Genomic DNA, 21,040 nt, shown 5'->3' on the forward strand with positions numbered 1-21,040 from the left:
GAGGAACCTGACTTGGAAGCTACCATCCGCGCCATTCTCGACGATGTCGGCGGGCTCGCCCGCCCGGTCGGCAGCCTGTCGACCCGCGACGACCTGTTCGTCGCCGGGCTCACGTCGTTCGCGACGGTCGGGGTGATGCTGGCGATCGAGGACGAATTCGACGTCGCCTTCCCCGATTCGCTGCTGGTCCGTTCCACCTTCGTCAGCATCGATGCGCTGATGGCCGCGATCACGTCGGTCAAGGGCGAAGCGCATGCTGCATGAACCGGTGACCGAGGGCGAGCCGCTGCCCGGCGGCATCGCCCGCGTGGTCGCCGTCGCGGCGGAGTTCGCCGACGCGGTGGATCGCGACGGGCGCTTCCCGCACGAGGCGGTGCAGGCGCTGCGCGAGGAAGGGTTGCTGGGCGCGATGGTGCCAGCCTCGCTGGGTGGCCAGGGCGCCTCGCTGGCCGATCTGGCGCGGCAGACGCAGGCGCTGGGCCGCGTGTGCGCCTCGACCGCGATGGTCTATGCCATGCATCACAGCCAGCTTGCCTGCATCGTCGGCCACGGGCTGGACCAGGATTGGCACCGCGCCTTCGCCGCGCGGATCGCCGCCGAGCAATTGCTGCTCGCCTCGATCACCTCCGAAGTCGGGATCGGCGGCGACACGCGATCGAGCGCGTGCGCGGTCGAGATCGCCGATGGCCGGCTGACGCTGGTCAAGCAGGCGCCGACCGTGTCCTACGGCGCGCATGCCGACGTGTTCCTGGTCACGGCGCGCGCGCATGCCGATGCGGTCGCGTCGGAACAGGTGATGGTGACGGTGCCGCGCGATCAGGCGGAGATGGAGCCGACCGGCAGCTGGGACGCGCTCGGCATGCGCGGCACCTGCAGCATCGGCTTCACCTTCCGGGCAAGCGGCAGCCCCGACCAGGTGCTGCCCGCATCCTTTGCCGAGATTTCGGCCGAATCGATGGTGCCGGTGTCGCACCTCCTCTGGAGCGCCGCCTGGACCGGCATCGCGATCGAGGCGCTGGCGCGGGCGCGCCGCTTCCTGCGCGCGCAGGCGCGACGCAGCCGCGGTGCGGTGCCGCCGGGCGCGGCGCGACTGGTAAGGGCTTCGGGCGAGATCGATGGCCTGCGCGCGCGGCTGGGGCCGCTGATCGCGCAGTTCGACGCCTGTTCGCCGCTTACCGATGGTCCCCCGGCGATGGCGCCCGACGAGGCGGGCTGGCCGACCGGCATGGCGCGGGCTGCGGCGCTCAACATGCTGAAGCTCGACGTGTCGGAAACCGCCTGCGACGTGGTGATGGAGGCGATGCGTATCTGCGGCATGGCCGGCTACAAGAATGGCACCGAATTCAGCGTCGGCCGCCACCTGCGCGACATCGTGTCGGCGCAGCTGATGATCAACAACGACCGCATTGCCGCGAATACGGGGCAGTTGCTCCTCGCGCAGCGCACCGACCTGGGAACGATCTGACATGGAGATGCATACCAGCTTCCGCAGCCGCCTGGTGGCGGACGGCATCCTCTTCCCGACCGGCATCGACGGCCTGTGGGGTCGCAACGGCACGTTCGAGGCGGTGTACGACGGCCTCGACCGCGCGATCACCCGTGCCGGGCTGGCCGACGGGGCGGAGGTGATGCGCTTCCCGCCCGCTATGGCGCAGAAGACGTTCGAGAAGAGCGGCTACATGAAGAACTTCCCGCACTTCGCGGGAACCGTGCACTGCTTCTGCGGCGACGATCGCGCGCATCACAAGCTGATGGGCCAGATGGAGCGCGGCGAGGACTGGATGGGGAACCAGCAGCCCGCCGATCTCGTGCTGACGCCGGCCGCCTGCTATTCGGTCTATCCGATCGTCGCGCAGCGCGGCGTACTGGCCGAGGACGGCCATCTGGTCGATGTCGCCTCCTATTGCTTCCGCCACGAACCGTCGCTGGAGCCGACGCGGTTGCAGCTGTTCCGCATGCGCGAATATGTGCGGATCGGCACGCCCGAACAGGTGCTCGCCTTCCGCCAGGACTGGATGGAGCGCGGCCAGGCCTTCGCCCGCTCGCTCGCCCTACCGTTCGAGGTCGATGTCGCCAACGATCCGTTCTTCGGTCGCGCGGGCAAGCTGATGGCGGACAGCCAGCGGATGCAGAACCTGAAGTTTGAGCTGCTGGTGCCGGTGAACGACGGCGCCGGGCCGACCGCCTGCGTCAGCTTCAACTACCATATGAGCTATTTCGGCGACACCTGGGACATCCGCACGCCGGACGGCCAGCCGGCGCAGACCGCCTGCTGTGCGTTCGGGATGGAGCGGCTGGTGCTGGCGCTGCTCCGCCACCACGGTTTCGACCTTGCCGACTGGCCGGCGGGCGTGCGCGACACGCTCGGCCTGGACTGAGGGGGCGACGATGGAAGGGAGAGCCATCGCGACGACACGCACGCCGATCTATTTCGACGGCTGCTTCGGCTGGCTGCATGCCGCCGCGGACGGCCCGTCATCCGGCGCCGCCACCCCGCGCGGCGAACGCCCGGTCGGCGTCGTGCTGTGCTCCGCCTTCGCCCAGGAAGAGGTGTGTACGCATTACGGCATGATGGCGCTTGCCGACCAGCTCGCCGCCGCCGGGCTGCCGACGATCCGCTTCGATTATGCCGGCACCGGCGACGGCGACGACCGGGCGGTGACGCTCGCCGGCCTCGCCACCGACACGGTGCATGCCGCGGCGGTGCTGCGCGAGCGGTGCGGCGTCGGCGCGGTGATCCTCGGTGGCGTGCGGCTGGGGGCGGCGGTGGCGATGCAGGCGGCGGCCGGCATCCCGGATGTCGCCGCGCTGATGCTGGTCGCACCGGTCCTGTCGGGCCAGGCCTTCATGCGCGAGACGCGGGCCTCGGCGAGCATCGCCAGCCTTTCCGGCCTCGATCCCGTGCCGGCGGCGGATAGCGACCTGCCGCTCAATACCAACGGCTTCCACTGGTCGGCGGCCTTCCAGCGGGAAGTGGCCGGCATCGACCTCACCACCGCCACCGCTCCCGCCTGCCCCGCCCTGCTGATCCCGGCGCGCGGCGACCGGCGGCCGGGCAAGCTCGCCGCCGCATGGCGCGCGGCGGGCGCTGCGGTGAGCGAGCAGCCCTTCCCCGATTACGAAGGCTGGATGCAGGACCCGACGACCAACGAGACGCCGCAGGCGACCTTCGCCGCCGTCACCGCCTGGGCGGCCGAACAGGGTGCCGGCGCGCACGCGGTTCCCGCCTATCCCGCCGTGCCCGTGGCGCCGATGCTCGCGGCGACGGACTGGGTGGAGGAGCCGGTGCGCTTCGGCGCGGACGAGGCGCTGTTCGGCATCCTGTGCCGCCCGCGTACGCAGGCGCCGGCCTCGGTCGCCGCGCTGCTGCTGCACGAGGGCAGCACCCATCATATCGGCAACGGGCGCGCTTACGTCGCGCTCGCCCGGCGGCTCGCGGCGGCGGGTTTCGCCTCGCTGCGCATGGACCTGACCGGGATGGGCGACAGCCCGGCGGGCGACAATCCGCGCCATCCGCACTACGATCCCGAACGGATCGCGGAAGGCGTGGCGGGGATCGACCGCCTTGCCGCCGCCGGCTTTGGCAAGGTCGTCGCCTTCGGCCTGTGTTCGGGGGCGCACACCGCCTTGCAGGTGACGCTCGCCGACCCGCGCGTGGCAGGGCACGTCATCCTCAATCTCCAGAAGTTCATCTGGCATTACGGCGACGATATCCGCGTCGCGGTGCGCGACAACAAGCGCTCGCTGAAGGGCTATCTGCGCGCGATGCGCAATCCCGGCGAATGGCGGCGGATGTTCGCTGGCGAAGCGGACCTGAAGGGGATCGCCCGCGTGCTGAGCAAGCGCGGCTGGGCGCGCACCCGCCACGCGGTGCGCAGCCTGCTGCCGCCGGCGCCCGGATCGGAAACCGCGCTGGTCCGCGAACAGATGCAGGCGCTCGCCGGGCGGCGGGTGCATGCGACGATGATCTTCAGCGACGAGGATCCGGGCCTTGCCGAAATGACCATGCAGTTCGGCGCCCGGGCGCGGCGCCTTGCCGCTTATGCGCCGGCGCGGATGATCCTGCTCAACCGTGCCGACCATCATTTCAACGGCCGCGAGGCGCGCACGCGCTTCTATGACCTGGCGATCACGACGATGCAGGCGGTGACCGCCGAGCATGGCGTACCGACCGCGCCGGCCGTGGCGCCACCCGCGAGAGCCGCGGCGTGACCGTACACAGCACCTGATCGTACACAGGTGACGCATCCGGCTTGCCCGCCGGCGCGCCGTCGTCCATCGCCCGCGATCTGGACGGCACCGGCGAGGCGGACATGCAGGATTACGACACGATCGACGCCGCATACCGCGCCTGGGGCGATACGCCCATGGCGCTCGCCACCGTGGTGTCGACCTGGGGGTCCGCGCCGCGACCGCGCGGCAGCCACATGCTGGTCGGCGCCGATGGCCGCTTCGAAGGATCGGTGTCGGGCGGATGCGTCGAAAGCGAGGTGCTGGCGCTGGCCGCCCAGGTCATCGCCGGTGGAACGGCGGAGCGGCTGCGCACCGCCGTCGCCGATGCCGACGCCTGGGAGCTGGGCCTGCCGTGCGGCGGCGCGATCGAGGTGCTGGTGCAACCGGTCGGCGACCACGGCTTTCCGCCCGCGCTGTTCGACCTGATCGCGCAAGGGCGGCGCAATGGCAAGCCGGTGGCGGTGTCGAGCGACCTTGCGACCGGGATCAGCACGGCCGGCACCGCCGACGACCCGGCCGCCTTCGTCAACCGCTACCTGCCGCCGCGCCGCCTGTTCATCGTCGGCGCGGTACAGATCGCCCAGAGCCTCGCCGCCATCGCCCGTACGATCGGCGCGCAGCCGGTGGTCATCGACCCGCGCGGACGCTTCCTGACCCCCGCGCGCTTCCCCGGCGTCACGCTCGACGATCGCTGGCCGGACGAGGCGATCGCCGCCTGGGCGCCCGATGCGGCGAGCGCGGTGGTGACGTTGAGCCACGATCCCAAGATCGACGATCCCGCGCTGATCGCGGCGCTGGCGCGGCCGACCGGCTATGTCGCCGCGCTGGGATCGCGGCGCAGCCATGCCGCGCGGCGCGAACGCCTCGCCGCGGCCGGGGTGTCGACGGCCGATCTCGACCGGATCCACGGGCCTGCGGGCATCGACATCGGCGCGATGGGAGCGGCGGAGATCGCCCTGTCGGTCGCGGCCGGCATGGTGGCGGCACTCGCGCCGGGCGCGGTGGAGCGGGGATGAGCAAGCCCATCGCGGCGGTCCTGCTCGCCGCCGGCCGCTCGACCCGCTTCGGCGCCGCCGACAAGGTCACCGCGGGACTGGGCGGCCGCCCGCTGGTGCGGCACGCGGCGGACCGGCTGCTGGCGCTGCGCCTTGCCGCTTATGTGGTGGTGACCGGCCCCGCACCCGCCGCGCCCGATTGCCCCGGCTTTGCCGCGGTCGCCAACGACCGGCCGGAGGCGGGCCTGTCGCGATCGATCGCGCTCGGGGTCGCTGCCGCCCGCGCGTCTGGCGTCGAGGCGGTGCTGATCGCGCTCGCCGACATGCCCTTGGTCACCGCGGACCATTTCGGTGCGCTCGTCGACCGCTGGCAGCAGGTCGGCGGCATCGTCGCCTCGTCGGACGGCACCCTCGCCATGCCGCCGGCGATCTTCGGCGCCGGCTGGTTCGATACGCTGGAGCGCCTGTCGGGCGACCGCGGTGCGCGCGTGCTGCTCGACCGCGCCGATCGCGTCCTCGCGCCGGGGCCGTCGCTGATCGACATCGACTGGGTGGAGGATCTGCACCGCGCCGAACGCCTGCTGCGTGACCACGACGGCCGCTGAACCGCGCCGGCGATGATCGATCTTTGCTGAGCCGCGTTCATCACCGCATCAACCCCGGGGCGCATTGTCGATCCGGGTCGCCCGACCTAGGTAGATGATGTTGCCCGCTTTCCCTCTCCTCGATGCCCTCCCGACGGCCAGGGTGCTGCCGTGAAGCAGGCGCTCTCCATCCTGCGGTTCCTGAGCGCCTGCGCGCAGCGTGGCGAGCCGGCGGCGCTGGTCACGCTGACCGACGTCACCGCCAGCGCGGTGCGGCGGCCGGGCGAGCATATGGCAATCGCTGCGGACGGTAGCGCGATCGGTTCGTTCTCGGGTGGCTGCATCGAGGCGGCGGTGATCGCCGAGGCGCAGGAGGCGCTGGCCGACTGCGCGGCGCGGCTGGTCCGCTATGGCGCGGGATCGCGCTACATCGATATCCGGCTGCCATGCGGCGGCGGCATCGACCTGCTCTTCACGCCCCGGCCAGATCCGGCCGTGCTCGCCGCGGCCATCGCCACGCTGGAGGCACGCAAGCCGCTCGGCCTGCGCCTGACGCGCGACGGCGGCATCGATATCGACGCTGCGGACCGCGGCACCGGCTGGGCAGCGGGCGGCTTCCACATCCGCCACGATCCCGATCCGCGGGTCGCGATCCTCGGCCAGGGTGCGGAACCGCTGGCGCTGCTCGACGTCGCGCGGGCCTATGGTGCGGGCACGCTGCTGCTCAGCCCGCAGGAGGCGATCGTCGCCGAGGCGCAGGCACGCGGCAGCGACGCCGCGCTGCTCCGCGTGCTCGGCCCCTCGCCCGCGCTGGCGATCGATCGGTGGACCGCGGTGGTCGCGCTGTTCCACGATCACGATTGGGAAACCGGGCTGCTGCTGCAGGCGCTCGACCAGCGCCCCTTCTTCATCGGCGCGATGGGCAGCCTGCGCACCCAGGCCGAACGGCGGCGGCGGCTGGCCGCAGCGGGCGGCGAGACGCAGGCGATCGACCGCATCGTCGGGCCGATCGGGCTGATCCATGCGACGCGCGATCCGGCGACGCTCGCCATCTCGATCATGGCGCAGGTCGCCGAGGCCTATGAGGCATTCACCGCCGAACGTGCGGTAACGGACCGTAGCGATGACGGCGTGCAGCGCGCGTGCGACGAATTGTGCGCTTCAAGCGTTTGATATGGTGAAGTTGGGCGCGGTGGCACATGCGTGCCGGTCGCCCGGATGGGAAAGACAGGGATGATCGAGTCGATGGCAGCAACATCGGAAACGGGGGTGTCGCGTCGCGGCGTCCTGGCGGGCAGCACGGCGACCGCGGTCGTCGCCGCCGCCCCCGCAAGCGCGACGCCGCGGCCGCCGGCGCGGGAACAGGCCGCGCCGACCATGCCGGTGCGCTTCAAGGTCAATGGCGAGACGCGCAACCTGTCGCTCGACCCGCGCACGACGCTGCTCGATGCCTTGCGCGAACATCTCCACCTTACCGGCACCAAGAAGGGGTGCGACCATGGCCAGTGCGGCGCGTGCACGGTGATGGTCGACGGCGTACGGATCAATTCCTGCCTCAGCCTCGCCGTGATGCACGAGGGCGATGCGATCACCACGATCGAGGGGCTGGGGAGCCCTGAAAAGCTGCATCCGATGCAGGCCGCCTTCGTCAAGCACGATGGCTATCAGTGCGGTTATTGCACCCCCGGCCAGATCTGCTCCGCCGTTGCCGTGCTCGACGAGATCAAGCGCGGCGTGCCCAGCCACGTCCAGGCCGACCTGATGGCCAAGCCGCAGCCGACCAATGGCGAGCTGCGCGAACGGATGAGCGGCAACATCTGCCGCTGCGGTGCCTATTCCAACATCGCAGAGGCGATGGCGGAGGTAGCCGGGGTGAACGTCGCGGGAGCCAAGGCATGAAGGCCTTCACTTACGAACGCGCCAAGGATGCCGTCGCCGCGGCCCGCGCCGTCTCGGGACGGCAGGGCGCCAAGTTCATCGCGGGCGGCACCAACCTGCTCGACCTGATGAAGATCGAGGTGGAGACGCCGACGCACCTCGTCGACGTGCAGGACCTGGGCTTCGACCGGATCGAGAAGACGCGTGAGGGCGGTCTGCGCATCGGCGCGCTCGTCACCAACACCGATCTCGCCGCCGACGAGCGCGTGCGGCGCGATTATGGCGTGCTGACCCGCGCGATCGTGGCGGGGGCGAGCGGTCAATTGCGCAACAAGGCCACCACCGCGGGTAACCTGTTGCAGCGCACCCGCTGCCCCTATTTCTACGACACCAACATGGCCTGCAACAAGCGCAAGCCCGGATCGGGCTGTGCCGCGATCGGCGGCTATTCGCGGCAGCTGGGCGTGATCGGCGTCAGCAACGCCTGCATCGCCACCTTCCCCGGCGACATGGCGGTGGCGATGCGCGTGCTGGATGCGGTGATCGAGACGGTGGACGGCGCCGGTCAGCGCCGGTCGATCCCGATCGCCGATTTCCATCGTTTGTGGGGCGACCATCCCGAACAGGATACGGTGTTGAAGCCCGGCGAACTCATCACGGCCGTGGTCCTGCCCAAGCCATTGGGCGGCAAGCACCTGTATGAAAAGGTGCGCGACCGCGCCTCTTATGCCTATGCCCTGGTGTCGGTCGCCGCGGTGATCCAGCCGGACGGCACCGGCCGCGTCGCCTTCGGCGGCGTCGCGCCCCGCCCGTGGCGGGTGGAGGCGGCCGAGGCGCTGCTGCCGCAGGGCGCCGCCGCCGTCACCGCCCGCGCCTTCCAGGGTGCGACGCCGACCCGGGACAATGCGTTCAAGCTGCCGCTCGCCACCCGCGCGCTGGCCGCCGTCATCGCCGAAGCGAAGGCCTGAAATCCATGAAGTTTGAAACTCCCGCAGGCGCCAACCCGATCGACCGCATGCAGGTGGTCGGCCGTGCGCAGGATCGCATCGACGGCCCGCTCAAGACGACGGGGCAGGCGCGCTACGCCTATGAGCATCACGCCGACGTGGCGAATGCCGCTTACGGCTATGTCGTCGGATCGGCGATCGCCAAGGGCCGGGTCAACGCGATCGAAACCGCTGCGGCCAAGGCGGCTCCGGGCGTCATCGCCGTGGTCACCGCCGCCGATGCGGGCAAGCTTGGCAAGGGCAAGTTCAACACGGTGAAGCTGCTCGGCGGCCCCGATGTCGATCATTACCACCAGGCGCTCGTCGTCGTCGTCGCCGATACGTTCGAACAGGCGCGCGCCGCCGCCGCGCTCGTCCGCGTCGATTACGCGCGCGCCAAGGGGCGCTTCGACCTCGACGAGGCGTTGAAGACGGCGCCGCTGACCGGCGGCGACAGCGACGAGGGCAGCGGCGCGCCGCCGGTGGACCGCACCGGCGCGTTCGACAAGGCGTTCGCCGCCGCGCCGGTCAAGCTCGACGGCCATTATACGACGCCCGATCAAAGCCATGCGATGATGGAGCCGTTCGCCTCGATCGCGTCGTGGCAGGGCGATCACCTGACGCTGTGGACGTCCAACCAGATGATCGCCTGGGGGCATGGCGACCTGGCCAAGACGCTGGGCATCCCCAAGGAGCAGATCACCTTCATGTCGCCTTATGTCGGCGGCGGTTTCGGTGGCAAACTCTTCCTGCGCACCGATGCGGTGCTGGCGGCGCTCGGTGCCAAGGCGGCGGGGCGGCCGGTGAAGCTGGCGCTCAGCCGGCCGTTCATCCCCAACAACACCACGCATCGGCCCGCGACGCGCCAGCGCATCCGCATCGGCGCGAACAAGGATGGCACGATCACCGCGATCGCGCACGAGAGCGGATCGGGCGACCAGCCGAACGGCGAGCCCGAAACGGCGGTCAATCAGACCAAGTTGCTCTATGCCGGCGCCAATCGCCTGATCGCGATGCGCCTGGCGGTGCTCGACCTGCCCGAAGGCAATGCGATGCGCGCGCCGGGCGAGGCGCCGGGCATGATGGCGCTGGAAATCGCGATGGACGAGATGGCCGAAAAGCTCGGCATGGATCCCATCGCCTTTCGCGTGAAGAACGACACGCAGGTCGACCCCGAAAAGCCCGAACGCCGTTTCTCGCAGCGCCAGCTGGTCCGCTGCCTGGAAGAGGGCGCGGAGCGGTTCGGCTGGGCGCGCCGCAATGCGCGGCCCGCGCAGGTCCGCGACGGCCGCTGGCTGGTCGGCATGGGCGTCGCCGCCGCCTTCCGCAACCATATCAACATGGCGTCGGGCGCCCGCGTGCGGCTGGGCCGCGACGGCGTGGTGACGGTCGAGACGGACATGACCGATATCGGCACCGGCAGCTACACGATCATCGCGCAGACCGCGGCGGAAATGATGGGCGTGCCGCTCGATGCCGTGGTGGTGAAGCTGGGCAATTCCGCTTTCCCCGTGTCCGCCGGATCGGGCGGGCAGTTCGGCGCCGCCAACTCCACCGCCGGCGTCTATGCCGCCTGCGTCAAGCTGCGCGCGGCGGTGGCGCAGCGGCTTGGCTACAATTCGGCGGACGCGGTATTCGCCGACGGCAAGGTGACCAGCGGCAACCGCTCCGCCGCCTTGGCCGAGGCGGCCAAAGCGGGCGAATTGTCCGCCGAGGACAAGATCGAGTTCGGCGACCTCGAAAAGCAGTGGCAGCTGTCCACCTTCGGCGCGCATTTCGTCGAAGTCGGCGTCGATGCCTATACCGGGGCGACCCGCATCCGGCGCATGCTCGCGGTGTGCGCGGCGGGGCGCATCCTCAACCCCAAATCGGCGCGCAGCCAGGTGATCGGGGCGATGACGATGGGCGTCGGCGGTGCGCTGATGGAGGAGCTGGCGGTGGACAAGCGCTTCGGCCTGTTCATCAACCACGACCTCGCCACCTACGAGGTGCCGGTGCATGCCGATATCCCGCATCAGGAGGTGTTCTTCCTCGACGAGGCGGACGACAAGGCCAATCCGATGAAGGCCAAGGGCGTCGGCGAGCTCGGCCTGTGCGGGGTCGGCGCTGCGGTGGCCAATGCGGTCTACAATGCGACCGGCGTGCGCATTCGCGACTATCCGCTCACCCTCGACAAGCATCTGGAAAAGCTGCCCGCGATCGCGTGATCGCGTGACGGCGGCTCCCGCCCCGGACGTACTCCGGGGCGGGTCAGGCCGCCCAGGCTGCCACGTCGTCCTGCTGCGCGATCAGCGCGAGGCCGTGTGCGATCGAGGTGAGTTCGCCGCCGCTCTCGATCCGCGTCGCGCCGAAGCGATCGGTGAAGATCGATCGCACGGCGGGGACGAGCGAGGTCCCGCCGGTCAGGAACACCCGGTCGACCTGCCCCTCGTCCACTCCCGCCGCGGCGAGTGCCTTGTCGACCGTCGCCGCGATCCGCGCGACGTCGTCGGCGATCCAGCCTTCGAACTCGGCGCGCGTCACCTCGGCGGCGATATCCACGCCTGCCCCTTCGAACGCGAACCGCGCCGTATTGGCGCTCGACAGCGCGCGCTTCAGCCGTCCGACCGCATCGTAGAGCGGAAAACCGAGCTCGTTCTCGATCAGCGCGATCAACCGCCCGATCGCCTGCGGGTCGATCGCGCTGCGGCGCAGCCGGTCGAGCTCGGCGAGGGTGCGGCGGTTGCGCATCAGCGCCAGCCGCGACCAGTCGGCGACATCGGCGAAATAGCCGCCGGGAATGTCGAGTACCTTGTCGAACGAGCGATATTGGCTGCCCTTGCCGAGGAACGGCAGCACCAGCCGTTCGACGATCCGCGCGTCGAACCGGTCGCCGGCTAGGCCGATGCCGGCATGCCCCATCGGCACGCAACGGCGCGGCGCGTCGGGTTCGGCGACCCGCACCACCGAAAAGTCGCTGGTGCCGCCGCCGAAATCGGCGACCAGCAGGGTCGCGGGCTCGTTCAGCCCGGCGGCATGGCCGTACGCGGCGGCGAGCGGTTCGTAGACGTAATGCACCTCTCGCGCGATGCCGGAGAACATCGCATCGTAGCGCGTTCGCGCCAGCGCCTCGTCGGGCCGCGCGCCCGCCCAGGCGACCGGGCGGCCGACGACGATCCGGTCGAGCCGGTCGAGCGCGCCGCCGGCATGGCCGGCCAGCTTGCCGAGGAACAGCCGGCCCAGTTCCTCGAACGGCAGCCGCCGCTCGAACACCGGCGCCGTGTCGAACGAGGCGCTGGCGGCGACCGACTTGAACGACTGGAGGAACCGGCTGTCGGAGGGAAATTCCAGATATTCGCGGATCGCCGCCGATCCGGCCTCTACCGCCAGCCCGCCGCGCACATCCTCATCGTGCCAGAAGCACAAGGCGGTGCGGAACACCGCCTCGCCATCGTCGAGCGTGACCAGGGACGGGTCGCCCACGCCCGGTGCCTGCGCCGCCACGGTGTTGGTGGTGCCGAAATCGAGGCCGATGGCACGGCGGGGGGAAAAGGTCATGGATCGGGTCCGGGCAGCGGGCGGGCCGGCGGCCTTAGAGGCCATATGAGCATCGGCGAAGAGCCAATATCCCGCGGGGTGCCCTTATTCAGGCGGCAGCGCCTCCAGCATCTGCGCCACGCGCTGCCGCAGCGGCGCATCGCGCGTCACCTCCAGGATCGCGCCCAGGCTGGCGCGGGCGGCCGCGACCTCGCCGTCGACCAGCTCCAGCCGCGCCCGTTCCCACCAGGCGTGGACGAACGCCGGCGCCATGGTCGTCATGCGGGTATAGAGCGTCAGCGCCCGGCGCCCCTTGCCCGCCTGTTCGGCGCGCGAGGCCTGGTTCTGCAGCAGCCGGACGAGCACCGCGCGATTGGGCATCGCCGCGACATGGGTGACGGCGCGGCCGTCTTGCGCATATTCGGCGACCAGCGCGGACAGGCGTTCGGCCCCGACGCGGATACCGCCGGCGAAGGGATCGACGATCACCGGATCGGCCTGCTCGCCGATCAGCACCAGCACATGCCCCGGCACGTCGAGCGCCGCCGCCTGCCAGCCCAGCCGCCGCGCCACCGCGACCCACAGGATCGACAGGCTGACCGGCAGGCCGCGGCGGCGATCGATGACGCGGATCAGGTCGGCATTGGCCGGATCGTCGTAGCTGTCGGCATCGCCGGTGAAACCGAATTCGCCGTTCAATACCTCGGCGAGCGCATCGGCACGCTCCGCCGGCGTCTCGGCGTCGCCGCCGACGATCTCCAGCCGCGTCTCGATCGCATCGATCAGCTCGCGATACGGCGCCAGATCGGTATCGGGGTGGTCGAGGAGCGCCAGCGACAGCGCCGCCTCATCGAGGTCGATCTCGTCCTCGTCGAGGAGGCCGAGCGTGTTCAGGTCTTCATCCATGCCGCTACAGATGGGGATGCCGCCGCGCGAAATCGACCATCGCCGCGCCGTTCGGTTCGTCGCGGGTCAGCACCGGTTCAGCCACGCCATGCGATAGACGGTGCCATGCTCAAAATGCTTCTCACCGCAGGCGCCACGCTGGCGCTGTCCGCCGCCGCGCCTTCGGTCGCGGCCCCCGCCCGTCCCACACCGGCCCAGCAACTCGACACCGCGCTTGCCGGCCGCGTCGCCGGCCGGCCGACCAATTGCATCAATCTCACCGACATCACCTCGACCGAGATCATCGACGGCACCGCCATCCTCTATCGCAGCGGCGGCCGCCTCTACGTCAATCGCCCGCGCGCCGGCGCGGCGTCGCTGCGCGACGACGATATCCTGGTGACGCAGACGTTCGGTTCGCAATTGTGCAGCATCGACACCGTCCGGCTGGTTGATCGCCTCGCCCGCTTCCCGCGCGGCTTCGTGTCGCTCGGCGAGTTCGTGCCCTATACCCGCGTGAAGCCCGCCGCGTCGTAATTCGACGATCCCACACGGAAAATCGGCTACCGCGTGGGACAATCCATGTTACGCTTCGTTTCCAATACGCTGGTTGGCGATACGGAGACAGGCATGGCGCTCATCATCAACGGGTCGGCGGTCGCTCCACCGGCCGACCCACGCGTGTCGCTGCTCGATCATCTGCGCGAGACGCTGCACCTCACCGGCACCAAGAAGGGCTGCAACCAGGGCGCCTGTGGTGCCTGCACCGTGCTGGTCGACGGCGAGCGCATCCTGTCGTGCCTCGCGCTCGCGGTGCAATATGACGGGCGCCAGATCACGACGATCGAGGGGCTGGCCGAGGGCGACGCGCTCCACCCCGTGCAGGCCGCCTTCATCGCGCATGACGGCTTTCAATGCGGCTATTGCACCCCGGGCCAGATCTGTTCGGCGATCGGCATGGCGGCGGAGGCACAACGCGGCGTCCCCAGCCACGTCAGCGCTGATCTCGTCGCAGACGTCACATTGACCGATGACGAGATTCGCGAGCGGATGAGCGGCAACCTGTGCCGGTGCGGCGCGCATAACGGAATCATCGACGCGATCCGCGACAGCCTGGTCGCGGAGGCTGTGGCATGACCCCCTTCAGCTACGCCCGCGCGGGCGACACGGCCGAGGCGCTGCGGCTCGGCACCGATGCCGCCTCGCCCGATGTCGTCGCCTATCTCGGCGGCGGCACCAACCTTGTCGACCTGATGCGCGAAACCGTGGCCCGGCCGGAACGGCTGGTCGACGTGACCGGCCTGTCCGACCGGATCAAGGACACCGAAGGCGGCGGCCTGCTGATCGGTGCCGGTGTGCGCAACACCGCGCTCGCCGAACATCGTGGCGTGCGCACCCGCTATCCGCTGCTGTCGCGGGCGATCCTGGCCGGCGCCTCGGCGCAGATCCGCAACATGGCGACGGTCGGCGGCAACCTGCTGCAACGCACCCGCTGCACCTATTTCTACGACACCGACGGATCGCGCTGCAACAAGCGCGCGCCCGGCTCGGGCTGCGATGCGCGCGACGGGTTCAACCGCATCCATGCCGTGCTCGGCGCGTCCGAGGCGTGCGTGGCGACGCACCCGTCCGATATGTGCGTCGCGCTCGCCGCGCTCGACGCGGTGGTGCACATCGAGGGTCCGCAGGGCCTCCGGACGCTGCCGTTCGGCGACCTTCACCGGCTGCCCGGCGACCGGCCCGACCTCGATACGATGCTCGCACCCGGCGACCTCATCACCGCGGTCGAATTGCCGCCGCTGCCGCTCGCCGCGCGCTCCACCTACCGCAAGGTGCGCGACCGGGCGAGCTACGCCTTCGCCCTCGTCTCCGTCGCAGTGGCGCTGGAGATGGACGGCGACCGGATCGGCGATGTCCGCATCGCCTTCGGTGGCGTCGCGCATAAACCGTGGCGCGCGCTCCGGGCGGAGGCGGCGCTGCGTGGCGGCCCGGCCGACGAGGCGGCCTTCCGCGCCGCGGCGGCCGAGGAGTTCGCCGACGCGCAGCCCTTGCGCGACAACGCCTTCAAGCCCGCGCTGGCGGCGCGCACCCTCGCCGCCGTGCTGACCGAACTCGCCAAGGGAGAGGCGGCATGAGCATCGTCGATACCGCCAAACAGGCCGCGCAGGGCGTGATGCAGAGCGCCATGGAGAAACTGGTCCCGCTGGCGCCGGACAGCTGGATTCCGGGCGGCGTCCCCGATCCGCTGATCGCGCGCAAGCACGGGCTGATTGGGAAGCCCGTCTCCCGCCTCGACGGGCCGCTGAAGGTGCAGGGCGCGGCGCCGTTCGCCGCCGAATTCCGCTTCGACGGCATGGTCTATGCCGCGCTGCGCCATGCCACCATCCCGCGCGGTCGCATCACCGCCATCGACACGGCGGCCGCCGAAAGCGCACCCGGCGTGGTGCTGGTGATGACTCATCGCAACGCGCCGCGCATGAACACGCCGGCGGTGTTCGGCTCGTCGCCGACCGCGGTCGGCCCCGCCGACCTGCCGATCCTGCAGGACGACCGCGTCCATTGGAACGGCCAGCCGATCGCCTGCATACTCGCCGAAACGCAGGATCAGGCCGATCACGCCGCCTCGCTGCTGCGCGTCACCTTCGCCGAGGAGCCGTCGACCACCACGCTCGCGGGCGCCAAGGCGAACGGCGTCGAACAGGGGCTGTTCATGGGCCAGCCGCTCAAGAACGAGATCGGCGATGCGGCAGCGGCGCTGGCGGCGGCGCCGTACGCGGTCGACCATGTCTACCACACGCCGCGCCACAACCATAACCCGATCGAACCGCATGCGGCGACGCTGGCCTGGGTCGACGGCACGCTGGTGATCCACGATGCCAGCCAGATGGTGACGCAACAGGCGCAGACGATCGGCGAGGTCTTCGATCTGAACGCCGACGGCGTGCGGCTCACCTCGCCCTATGTCGGCGGCGGCTTCGGCAGCAAGGGGCTGTGGGACCATCAGGTCATCGCCGCCGCCGCCGCGAAGCTGGCGGATCGCCCGGTGCGCATCGCCCTGTCGCGCGAGGGCGTCTATCGCACCGTCGGCGGGCGGACGCTGACCGAACAGCGCGTCGCGATCGGCGCGCAGGCGGATGGCCGGTTCGAGGCGCTGATCCACACCGGCCTGTCGGTCATGACGCCCCACAATGCGATGCCCGAACCTTTCATCCTGGGAACGCGCGCCGCTTATGCCTGCCCCAACGTCACTCTGGGGGTGGATGTGGTGCGGATGAACATGCTCGCCAACACGTTCATGCGCGCACCCGGCGAGGCGGTCGGCACCTTCGCGCTCGAATCGGCGATCGACGAACTGGCTGTGGATCTGGCGATGGATCCGGTCGACCTGCGCATCCTCAACGAGCCGGACAAGGATCCGACCTCCGGCCTCCCCTTCTCGTCCCGCCATATCGTCACGGCATGGCGGCAGGGGGCGGAGCGCTTCGGCTGGGCCGACCGCCCCGCCGAACCGGGATCGCGCCGCGAGGGCGAATGGCTGATCGGCATGGGCTGCGCGACCGGCACCTATCCCTATTACCGGATGCCGGGTGCGGAGGCGCGGATCACCCTCACCCGCGACGGCGACACGGTGCGGGCGGAGGTGGAGGTCGCCGCGGCGGAAATGGGCATGGGCACCGCCACCACCACGGCGATGGTCGCTGCCGAACGGCTCGGCCTGCCGCTCGACCAGGTGGCGGTCGGCTACGGCGATTCGGCGATACCCGGCGCGATCATGGCTGGCGGATCGCAGCAGACCGCCGCGATCGGCGCTGCCGTCATTGCCGCCCACAATGCGTTGGTCGACGAGTTGCTGACGCTCGCCGGCAACGATTCGCCGCTCGCCGGCCTTTCGGCGGACGAGGTGGCGAGCGGTGACGGCGGCCTTGCCCGCCGCGACGCGCCGGCCGAGCGCGAAAGCTATGCCTCCATCCTCGCCCGGGCGCAGCGCGACAGCGTCACGGTCACCGCGGCAGGATCGCAGCCGCTCGAACTGATGCACTGGTCGATGCATTCGCACAGCGCCTTGTTCTGCGAGGTGCGGGTCAACGCCGTCACCGGCGAAACCCGGATCGCCCGCTTCCTCGGCGCCTTCGATTGCGGCCGCATCCTCAATCCCAAGACCGCGACCAGCCAGTTCCGCGGCGGCATCATCATGGGCCTCGGCATGGCGCTGATGGAGGAAACGCAGTTCGACGAGCGCAACGGGCGGATCATGAACCCCAGCCTCGCTGAGTATCACGTGCCGGTGCACATGGACGTGCCCGACATCGACGTGATGTGGACCGACATCCCCGACCCGCACACCCCGATGGGCGCGCACGGCATCGGAGAGATCGGCATCACCGGCGTCGCCGCCGCGGTCGCCAACGCCGTCTACAATGCCACCGGCCGCCGCATCCGCGACCTGCCGATCACGCTCGACAAGCTGCTGTAGCGCCCGCCGGCGCTACCGCGCGTCGAGCGACTCCAGCACGGCCTCCGCCTTGGCGCGTTCGGGCGAATCGTACCCGCCGCGGGCGACCGGCATCAGCACCGCTCGCGCGGTCGGCGTCCCGCGCGCCGCCAGCGCCGTTCCGAGCGCCAGCCGCGTCGCCGGCGCGTTCGGCACCACCGTCAGCGCCTTGGCGAGGCCATCCACCGCGATGGCCGGTGCCGTGTCGCCCGCTTCGGCGAAGCTGCGGTAATAAGCGATCAGCGGTTCCGGCGCCTCGGTGTCGGCCCGGTTGGCGCGGGCGATCGTCGCGCGCGCCTTGCGCAGCAACGCCGCGCGCGCCTCGCCGGTCAGCCCGCCCGCCTGCTGCGCCATCGCGACCCCACTCCAGGTCAGCGCGGCGCTGTTCGCCGGGGCCAGTGCCAGCGCGCGCTCGGCGGCCGCGCCACAAGCCGTCGCATGGCCGCTGCGGCATTCCGCTTCGGCGAGCAGCACCTGCGCGCCCTCGTCGCGCGGGAATTTCGCCGCGTCCGCGTGCAGCCGTGCCAGCCACGCATCGCGCTGCGCCAGCGCCGGGGCGGAGCCGCTCGCCGCCGCCTCGATCCGCGACCCCAGTTCCAGCCGTCCTTTCACGAACGCCGCCTCGCCGACCGACAGCCGGCGCACGATCGGCGTCACCGCCCGGTCGGCAGGATAGGTCATCCGTTCGAACGGCTTCTTGGCATAGAAATACTTGCGCAATTCGGCGGCAAGCGTCGCCGGATCACCGAAGACCGCCGCGGCTTGCGCGGGCGGGGTGCCGGCGGCGATCGCCTTCAGATAGGCATGGAACTGGCCGTTCCGCGTTGGCGAGAAGAACAGGAAATGCGTCAGCATCCAGGCGTGGACCGGCGTCCAGCGCGTCTTGTCCGGCGATTCCGACAGATAGGCGCCGCTCAGGATATCGGCGAGGCGCACGTCACCGAAGCGGTGCAGCACCGCCGTCGTGCCGGCCGGCGGCCGCCCATATTCCATCACCGTATCGCCCCGCACCACCAGGGTCGAAAACAGCTGGCCGAACCCGTCGAGATACCAGCGCGGATAGGCGGCGGGGAAGAAGGTGGTCAGGTAATGCTGCGCGAAGCCGGCATAGATCATGCTGTCGGCGGAGAGCGGCACCGCTTCCTCGCCGATCGGGCGGATCAGGTCGTTGCTGCTTTGCAGGCCGAACAGCCCCGCCTGCCCGGTCGCTATCGTGCCGCCGCCGACGCCGCCGGAGCCCGGCTGCGCGCCCGTCGACGCCGACGGCCCGATCTGCACGCCCATCAGCGCATCGGCGACCGCCACCCCCCGGCGCAGCACCGCCCGCTGGTCGATCCGCGTGGTCGCCAGCACCGCGCCGTCCTCGCGCGGATCGTAATAGCGGCGCACGTCGAACGCGGCGTTGAACGGCCCTTGCTGCCAACGCAGGTTGCGCAGGTCCATCCTCTGGAACTCGGCGACGTCGCCGATCAGCGTCACGCGCAGCTTCGCCGTATCATCGGTCCGGGCGGAGCGGTCGAGCAGCACGGACAGCAGGAAATACAGCCGCTCGAGGTTGTGCGCGATCTGCGTCACCTCGCGCTCCGCCCCATCGCTCAGCACGATGACGTGCTGCGTCTCCGCCTCCCGCCAATTGCTCGGGCGGGCGCGTTGCCCCTCGACGACGATATCGCCGCCCGGCGCGGGCGGAACCTGCGCGCCTGCCATCATGGGCCACGCCAGCAGCGCCGGCCAGCCCATCCACCGCATCCTCCGCATCACGCCCCTTCCCTCACGCGTCAGCGCTATCCGGGGCCATCAGATCACGGATGGCGGCAGGCGAACAGTCGAAAAGCGACCAACCCGGCCACTATCATCGCCGCGCGATGGTGCATCAGGATCGCGCCCGCCTGGGAAGGGGCACGGCATCCATCTCGGTATCGGGACGCAGCGATCCCTGCCGGAGCGCCCGCATCTGCTGTTCCCCGACCAGATCGATCGCATGCTGCACATGGCAGGAGGCCACGCCCAAACCCTCGGCATCGATGATGAGGAGCGCTTTGTGCAGGCAGGTCAATGCTTCTTCACGTCGTGTCGGCATCGTTCGATCCTCTCCCCGATCCCCGGGTTCCACCTGTTCTTTCGAAGGGATACAATGCCCTGCTGCATGCATCCCGATCGAATGACGAACGCCATCATAGATCAGTGGAAAAGCACCAACGATATGGTTTTCCTCGATAATTTCAGAATTCCGGTGCGTTGCGCCGTGCCACACGTGACCGATACGGACATTTTACGCAAAATTGCTATTTGGCTGCCATGGCTTCGTATCGGGTTGACGAAAGGCGAGCCGGCGTGTCTTCGCAATTCTTATATGCTACCGAAGTGGACCGTTGCGCGATAGCCACATGTCAATAGGATTGTGGACAACGAAAGCGCGAGTGTCGTTGCCTGACGCACCGTCGTCGGGCCGGTATCGATGAACCCGGCGGACGGCGACCGCCAGGCTGCTGCCGACTGGCGACCGCAGCAGCGCTTCGTCCACAGCATCGTCGATTCGGATCAGCTCGACCAGCTGAACCACGGTGGCGGCATCGCCGTCCGCTTCGCGCCGACGCAGAGCCGCAGCGTCCACCTCGCCTTTGCCGGCAGCCAGAGCGACACGCTCAGCGTCTGGCAGACCCACAGTGCCAAGGGCTTCATCAGCGCGCCCAAATCGGCCGCCGACCTCGTCACGATCCGCTTCGTCGATCAGGGTGCGATGTCGCGGATCGACTGGCGCGGCGCCGACCTCGTCGTCGGGTTCAACCAGGCGCTGCTCTCGTCGTTCGAGGCGATGCGCTGCGAACAGGCGACGCCCGGTTTCTCCGCCATCACCGCGACGGTGCGCCGCGACGCGGTGATCGAAGCGTGCCGGGCGCTCAGCGGTGCCGATGCGCCGATCCTGCCGCAGTTCGACACGGTGGTCGATCTGCGCACCAGCGGCCTGCCCGCGGTGCGCGCGACGCTGCTCGCGCTCCAGCACAAGCTGTCGCAGGACCAGCACGAAGCGGACCTGATGAACCCGCTGCTGGAGGAGGTGCTGCTGTATCAGCTCGTCGGCTGCTGGCCGACAGTCGGCACGACGCCGCCGCCGCGCACCACCGATCTCACCGCACAGGCCGTGCGCCGCGCCGTCGATTATATCGAAGGCAATCTCGGCCGCAGGATCGCGATCCAGGATATCGCCGCCGCCGCCGGCCTCAGCGTGCGCGCGCTCCAGATCGCCTTTAAGCAGCGCGTCGGATGCAGCCCGGTGCATTATCTCATCGGCCGCCGCCTGGACCGCGTCCATTCGCACCTGCAGATCGCTGAAGGCAAGACGATCCGCCAGATCGCCAGCCTGTGGGGCTTCGTCCACATGAGCGACTTCGCCCGCCGCTACCGCGAACGCTTCGGCACCCTGCCCAGCGCACGGGACCCGGCGCTGCGTCATTGAGTGACGGGCGCGAC

19 protein-coding genes are annotated in these 21,040 nt (G+C 70.1%); 15 read left to right on the plus strand and 4 right to left on the minus strand.

Features of this window, described 5'->3' with window-relative positions:
- Positions 1–12 precede the first annotated feature (12 nt).
- From AC4GY7_RS15265 to paoC, 10 genes are all read left to right on the plus strand, one after another.
- On the plus strand, positions 13–264 hold the full coding sequence (locus AC4GY7_RS15265) for an acyl carrier protein (RefSeq protein ID WP_491115645.1): 252 nt from the start codon (positions 13–15) through the stop codon (positions 262–264).
- A complete protein-coding gene (locus AC4GY7_RS15270) occupies positions 254–1,465 on the plus strand; it encodes an acyl-CoA dehydrogenase family protein (RefSeq protein ID WP_491115647.1) in 1,212 nt (403 codons plus the stop codon). The genes AC4GY7_RS15265 and AC4GY7_RS15270 overlap by 11 nt, the downstream gene beginning before the upstream one ends.
- Position 1,466: 1 nt before the next feature.
- On the plus strand, positions 1,467–2,378 hold the full coding sequence (locus AC4GY7_RS15275; protein WP_491115649.1) for an amino acid--[acyl-carrier-protein] ligase: 912 nt from the start codon (positions 1,467–1,469) through the stop codon (positions 2,376–2,378).
- Positions 2,379–2,388: 10 nt separating this feature from the next.
- Positions 2,389–4,212, plus strand: a complete 1,824-nt coding sequence (locus AC4GY7_RS15280; protein ID WP_491115651.1) for an alpha/beta hydrolase family protein — start codon at positions 2,389–2,391, stop codon at positions 4,210–4,212.
- 101 nt (positions 4,213–4,313) lie between these two features.
- Positions 4,314–5,249: an XdhC family protein gene (locus AC4GY7_RS15285; protein WP_491115743.1), complete on the plus strand. Its 936-nt coding sequence runs from the start codon at positions 4,314–4,316 to the stop codon at positions 5,247–5,249.
- Positions 5,246–5,833: a nucleotidyltransferase family protein gene (locus AC4GY7_RS15290; protein ID WP_491115653.1), complete on the plus strand. Its 588-nt coding sequence runs from the start codon at positions 5,246–5,248 to the stop codon at positions 5,831–5,833. The genes AC4GY7_RS15285 and AC4GY7_RS15290 overlap by 4 nt, the downstream gene beginning before the upstream one ends.
- Before the next feature lie 150 nt (positions 5,834–5,983).
- Positions 5,984–6,985, plus strand: a complete 1,002-nt coding sequence (locus AC4GY7_RS15295; protein ID WP_491115655.1) for an XdhC family protein — start codon at positions 5,984–5,986, stop codon at positions 6,983–6,985.
- Between the two features lie 72 nt (positions 6,986–7,057).
- Complete coding sequence (gene paoA, locus AC4GY7_RS15300) at positions 7,058–7,711, plus strand: aldehyde dehydrogenase iron-sulfur subunit PaoA (protein ID WP_491115745.1); 654 nt, start codon at positions 7,058–7,060, stop codon at positions 7,709–7,711.
- On the plus strand, positions 7,708–8,658 hold the full coding sequence (locus AC4GY7_RS15305) for an FAD binding domain-containing protein (RefSeq protein ID WP_443585392.1): 951 nt from the start codon (positions 7,708–7,710) through the stop codon (positions 8,656–8,658). The genes paoA and AC4GY7_RS15305 overlap by 4 nt, the downstream gene beginning before the upstream one ends.
- Positions 8,659–8,663: 5 nt before the next feature.
- Positions 8,664–10,883 carry an aldehyde oxidoreductase molybdenum-binding subunit PaoC gene (gene paoC / locus AC4GY7_RS15310; protein WP_491115657.1) on the plus strand — a complete coding sequence of 740 codons (2,220 nt, stop codon included), beginning with the start codon at positions 8,664–8,666 and terminating at the stop codon, positions 10,881–10,883.
- A 43-nt stretch (positions 10,884–10,926) separates the two neighbouring features.
- On the opposite strand, the gene AC4GY7_RS15315 is transcribed toward paoC, so the two are convergent.
- Complete coding sequence (locus AC4GY7_RS15315; RefSeq protein ID WP_491115659.1) at positions 10,927–12,213, minus strand: Hsp70 family protein; 1,287 nt, start codon at positions 12,211–12,213, stop codon at positions 10,927–10,929.
- An 84-nt stretch (positions 12,214–12,297) separates the two neighbouring features.
- Positions 12,298–13,098: a SirB1 family protein gene (locus AC4GY7_RS15320; protein WP_491115660.1), complete on the minus strand. Its 801-nt coding sequence runs from the start codon at positions 13,096–13,098 to the stop codon at positions 12,298–12,300.
- A gap of 105 nt (positions 13,099–13,203) precedes the next feature.
- On the opposite strand from AC4GY7_RS15320, the gene AC4GY7_RS15325 reads away from it, so the two are divergent.
- The 4 genes from AC4GY7_RS15325 (at position 13,204) to AC4GY7_RS15340 (ending at position 17,551) form a co-directional block, all read left to right on the plus strand.
- Positions 13,204–13,614: a hypothetical protein gene (locus tag AC4GY7_RS15325; RefSeq protein ID WP_491115662.1), complete on the plus strand. Its 411-nt coding sequence runs from the start codon at positions 13,204–13,206 to the stop codon at positions 13,612–13,614.
- Positions 13,615–13,707: 93 nt separating this feature from the next.
- Entirely contained in the window at positions 13,708–14,214 is a 507-nt protein-coding gene (locus AC4GY7_RS15330; protein ID WP_491115747.1) for a 2Fe-2S iron-sulfur cluster-binding protein, read from the plus strand.
- Complete coding sequence (locus AC4GY7_RS15335; protein ID WP_491115664.1) at positions 14,211–15,212, plus strand: FAD binding domain-containing protein; 1,002 nt, start codon at positions 14,211–14,213, stop codon at positions 15,210–15,212. Before AC4GY7_RS15330 ends, AC4GY7_RS15335 begins: the two co-directional genes overlap by 4 nt.
- Positions 15,209–17,551, plus strand: coding sequence for a xanthine dehydrogenase family protein molybdopterin-binding subunit (locus AC4GY7_RS15340; protein ID WP_491115666.1), 2,343 nt, complete (start codon positions 15,209–15,211; stop codon positions 17,549–17,551). The genes AC4GY7_RS15335 and AC4GY7_RS15340 overlap by 4 nt, the downstream gene beginning before the upstream one ends.
- Positions 17,552–17,563: 12 nt before the next feature.
- Here the strand turns inward: AC4GY7_RS15340 and AC4GY7_RS15345 are convergent, their stop codons facing one another.
- Both AC4GY7_RS15345 and AC4GY7_RS15350 read right to left on the minus strand, forming a co-directional pair.
- Positions 17,564–19,327, minus strand: a complete 1,764-nt coding sequence (locus AC4GY7_RS15345) for a hypothetical protein (RefSeq protein WP_491115668.1) — start codon at positions 19,325–19,327, stop codon at positions 17,564–17,566.
- Positions 19,328–19,442: 115 nt separating this feature from the next.
- Complete coding sequence (locus AC4GY7_RS15350; RefSeq protein WP_491115670.1) at positions 19,443–19,649, minus strand: hypothetical protein; 207 nt, start codon at positions 19,647–19,649, stop codon at positions 19,443–19,445.
- 378 nt (positions 19,650–20,027) lie between these two features.
- On the opposite strand from AC4GY7_RS15350, the gene AC4GY7_RS15355 reads away from it, so the two are divergent.
- On the plus strand, positions 20,028–21,026 hold the full coding sequence (locus AC4GY7_RS15355) for a helix-turn-helix transcriptional regulator (RefSeq protein ID WP_491115672.1): 999 nt from the start codon (positions 20,028–20,030) through the stop codon (positions 21,024–21,026).
- Positions 21,027–21,040: the final 14 nt, after the last annotated feature.

Source organism: Sphingomonas sp. SP5 (assembly GCF_058313455.1).